Raw genomic sequence first — 4,225 nt, 5'->3', positions numbered from 1 at the left:
TGGGTGCCTTTGCACGGCGTTTTATCAATCAATCTTAAAAAATTTATCATTTTCAGCGTACAGGTGTAAGCCTTTGTGTTTCAACAGTTTACGTTCGAGTAAAGAAAATAAATTGAAAAAACTGTTAATTAATTGAATAGAGTAATTGATCTAAAGCGATTTTTATGACGTAATGTAGGTATTATTTATCTGGTCGGATGAGTTCAATCATGAGTTTACGTACAAAGTTAAAAAAAGTTTTACCAAGTATTTCTATCACTGAGCAAGAAGCGCTAGACGCGGGTGATGTTTGGCTTGAAGGTTCTATCTATCAAGGTAAGCCTGATTTCAGTGCATTACGCGATGTACCAGCAGCTACACTAACAGCTGACGAACAAGCATTCCTTGACGGCCCTGTACAAGAGCTACTAGGCATGATTGACGATTCAGTAATTCAAAATGGCATTCACTTACCGAATGACATTTTAGAGTTTTTGAAAAAAGAACGTTTCTTCTCGCTTATCATTCCTAAGTCATTTGGCGGTTTAGAGTTTAGCCCTTACGCAAACTCAACAATTGTTGGCACAATTGCGACTAAAAGTTCTGCAGTAGCAGTAACAGTAATGGTACCTAACTCATTAGGTCCGGGTGAGCTACTTCTTCACTTCGGTACGCAAGAGCAACAAGCGCATTACTTACCACGCTTAGCAAACGGCACAGACATCCCATGTTTTGCCCTAACGAGCCCTGAAGCGGGTTCTGATGCAGGCGGCATTCCAGACGTTGGTAAAGTAACCAAAGGCATGCACAACGGCGAAGAAGTTCTTGGCCTAGAAATTACATGGGACAAGCGTTATATCACACTTGCACCAATCGCAACTGTTCTTGGTTTAGCATTTAAAGTAGTTGACCCAGACGGTTTATTAGGTGGTAAAGAAAACCTAGGTATTACGTGTGCCTTAATTCCAAAAGAGCACCCAGGTGTAGAACTTGGTAATCGCCACGATCCAATGGGTATCCGTTTTTACAACGGTACTACACGTGGTAACAAAGTATTTGTACCAATGGATTTTGTTATTGGTGGTCAGAAAAACATCGGCCGTGGTTGGCAAATGCTGGTTAGCTGTTTAGGTGCTGGCCGTGGTATTTCACTACCCGCGCTAGGTGTAAGTACAGCGCAAGTTGCACTTAAATCTGCATCTGAATACGCAGCAGTACGAGAGCAGTTTGGTCTATCAATCGGTCAGTTTGAAGGTATTCAAGAAAAGCTTGCTGACATTGCAGGTAAAACATACCTTCAAGAAGCAATGCGTGTACTTACAACTGAAGGTTTAGGCATGGGCTTAAAACCATCGGTAGTAACGGCAATTGCTAAATACCACATGACTGAGCTTGGTCGCGACGTATTAGACTCGGCGATGGATATTCAAGCCGGTAAAGCGATTCAAAACGGTCCACAAAATACACTAGCAAGTGGCTACGTTGCACAACCTATTGCAATTACTGTAGAAGGCGCAAACATCCTTACTCGTAACCTGATGATATTTGGTCAAGGTGTTATGCGTTGTCACCCATACTTACAATCTATGGTTGAATCAATCCACAGCGACGACAAAGGCGCTGATGCAGAATTTAACGGTATTTTACGTAAAACAATTGGTTACAGTACAGCAAACAGCTTACGTGCATTCCGTTTAGGTGTATTACCATTTACAGCTGGCGCAAGCTCAGCATTACCAGAAGTACGTGACTACGAAAAAGCAGTTCACAAATTATCTGCAAAACTTGCAGTATACGCTGACTTCTCGTTGTTAGTACTTGGCGGTAAATTAAAGCAAGCAGAAATGCTATCAGCACGTTTAGGCGATGTAATGAGCTTCTTATATGCAGCTATGGCATCAATTAAATACTACGAGCAAAAAGTGGCGAGCAGCGAGCGCGAGCAAGCAGCACCTTACTTCCATTATGCAACTCGTTTTGCACTACAAAGCGCAGAAGAAGCATTGCACAAGTTCTTAGATAACTTCCCTGCAAGTGGTACTCGTAAGTTTATTCGTTTCGTTACAATGAACTACTCAACTAAAATGCCAAAAATCAGCGATGATTTAATCCGCGAATTAGCTGAACAAGCACAGCTTGATACCGCCTTTAAAGCGCAAATAACGCATTTAGTTAAGCCTATTGAAGGCGACGGTCATCATATTAACGAGCAAGCTTATAAAGCTAAAATTGCATCACTAGCTGAACTTGCGAAAGTTAAAAAAGCATTACGTGCAAGAACCATCAAGCCAGGTGCTCGTTTTAGCATTACGCTTGAAAACGCACTTGCTGCAAACGTAATTACAGATGCTGAGTTTGCTCAGTTAATTGATTACAACAAGAAACGTGAAAAAGCGATTCGTGTTGATGAGTTCGATTTTGATATGAACATATTAGATGACAACGCACAACCAGTTAACCCACTTAAAAGTGTGGTTAACCAGTAAGCTACAAAGCTAATTCAATGATGCAAAGCGCCAGCAAAATCGGCGCTTTTATTCTTAAGTGACTAATTAGTGTGGAGCCCCGTTTGATTAAAACCAAACGGGGCTTTTTTATGTGTTTTTAAAGTAGCAATAGATAGCGATATTGGTCTTAAAGCGAATATGTAACGCTAGAGGATTAGAAAGAGACGCTCATAATCTTGAAAAAGGCTAACAACTCCATTAGCAGCTTGTGTTTTAGCTGACATGTTACGTTTTAATAGAATATGGTCTAAAAACGCTTCGACTTCTGAATTTCCCATTGAGCTTGGGTGGCGTTTGTTGTGAAAGTGAATAAAGTTTGGACCCAACTCAAATAAGCATTAATAGTTCTTAATGAATACTGTCGAGTGAGCATATAGTCGCAATGTAATTTAAATACGCAGAGCGAGTTTTCATTTTCAATTCGTCAAATTAGCGCTGTATATATGCACAGCCATGGCTTTGTCGCTCGCATAGTCAAGAAAACGACCCATTCGCTCGTTTTATACTAAGAAGAAAACGCGCGCGGGTGAATTTTAATAACACTGGCAATTAGTTGGCAAGTTTGTTAATAATAAACCAATAAGAAAACGAGCTACGCTGTGGTAGAAATACGCGCGATTAGCTCGCTATAAACATGTTATGTTTTCATGGAGCCCGTAGTGAGTTCAAGTAACTGGGATAGTGCTGTAATAAAAAGTATTGGCTATGTTGGTATAGGAATCGCCGTTTGGTTTTTATTCAATGGACTGGCACCTTCATCACTTGATGATATTTATGGACTTGCCGTTACTTTTTTACTTTATATTAGTGTTTACCTACTAATTTCTATCGTTGGTTGGTTAGTTGTTGGCTTTCCTGTTCACTGGTTTGTAAAAAAGTACACTAACGGCTCTTATGCTTTTTATATCGCAATACCACTAATAGTTGTTGTTGGTGGCTTGTTTAACAACACTCCTCAAATATTAGGTTTGGCGGCATTATTTCAAGCCTTTTTGTTTAGGTATTATCTGAACAAAAAAACATAACAAGGGTTTTCAAGTCGGACAAATTACAGTTGGCTTTTGTTCGTACCTCACTTATTTTAGCCAACAACAATTTGCCGCTTAAAGCGGCGTTATATAACTATCAGGATCGAGTAGTGACCAAATTCATTTTTATAATTAGCATTATTTTAATAGCTTTTGGGCTAATTATGTTTATATCTGATTTCTTGCCCGTTGATATGTTTAACGGTGGCGGAGAGGACGAGTACCTTAAAGCAGTACCAAGTGACTCATTTTCTTGGTCGCAATATCGCTTACATGCACTAATTGTTGGTATTGCTTTGTTTGCAGTTAGTAAATTTACTAATATCTTTGGTTAGTGTTAAAGTTATATAACAAGCTAATAAATAAGGACAAAAAACAGTTGGCTGTTTTCGTTCCTCAACATTTTAGCCAACAATTTTTTGCCCATTATTAGGGCGTTGGTATGACTCCCATTGTCAAATTAAACGCACTGATCCTTGCCTAACTTTTTAAGCCATAATTATTTTAGCTCGAATTAGAGCGAGTTAATACATAGGATGAAGCAAGTAATGTCGTCGGTTATCTTGCTGATATTCGTTGGTTATTACTATTTCTAGTAACAGAGCAGACCTTACTTATTTCGTCGTGGCACCTGTCTTCAGTCTATGTTCGTGGTTCAATGCAGCGTTAGCTGCATTGCCATCCTAACGCCGTCGGTGGTTGTGCCACACC

General features: G+C 39.7%; 4 protein-coding genes. 3 read left to right on the top strand and 1 reads right to left on the bottom strand.

Annotated features, from left to right (window positions below; genetic code table 11):
* The first annotated feature begins 209 nt into the window (after positions 1-209).
* Positions 210-2,465, top strand: a complete 2,256-nt coding sequence (locus tag BCG07_RS12830) for an acyl-CoA dehydrogenase (protein ID WP_058429757.1) — start codon at positions 210-212, stop codon at positions 2,463-2,465.
* 167 nt (positions 2,466-2,632) lie between these two features.
* Here BCG07_RS12830 and BCG07_RS12825 read toward each other — a convergent pair whose 3' ends face one another.
* Positions 2,633-2,764 (bottom strand): hypothetical protein, encoded by a 132-nt coding sequence (locus BCG07_RS12825; protein ID WP_243534050.1) that lies wholly within the window; start codon positions 2,762-2,764, stop codon positions 2,633-2,635.
* A 381-nt stretch (positions 2,765-3,145) separates the two neighbouring features.
* Between BCG07_RS12825 and BCG07_RS12820 the strand changes: the two genes are divergently transcribed.
* Together BCG07_RS12820 and BCG07_RS12815 are read left to right on the top strand one after the other, a co-directional pair.
* Positions 3,146-3,511: a hypothetical protein gene (locus BCG07_RS12820; protein ID WP_021032388.1), complete on the top strand. Its 366-nt coding sequence runs from the start codon at positions 3,146-3,148 to the stop codon at positions 3,509-3,511.
* Between the two features lie 167 nt (positions 3,512-3,678).
* Positions 3,679-3,849: a hypothetical protein gene (locus BCG07_RS12815; RefSeq protein WP_156797364.1), complete on the top strand. Its 171-nt coding sequence runs from the start codon at positions 3,679-3,681 to the stop codon at positions 3,847-3,849.
* Positions 3,850-4,225: the final 376 nt, after the last annotated feature.

Origin of the sequence: Pseudoalteromonas sp. ESRF-bin5 (assembly GCF_002632075.1) — a bacterium.
GTDB classification, from domain to species: domain Bacteria; phylum Pseudomonadota; class Gammaproteobacteria; order Enterobacterales; family Alteromonadaceae; genus Pseudoalteromonas; species Pseudoalteromonas marina.
This window is presented reverse-complemented; position numbering and strand designations above follow the sequence as displayed.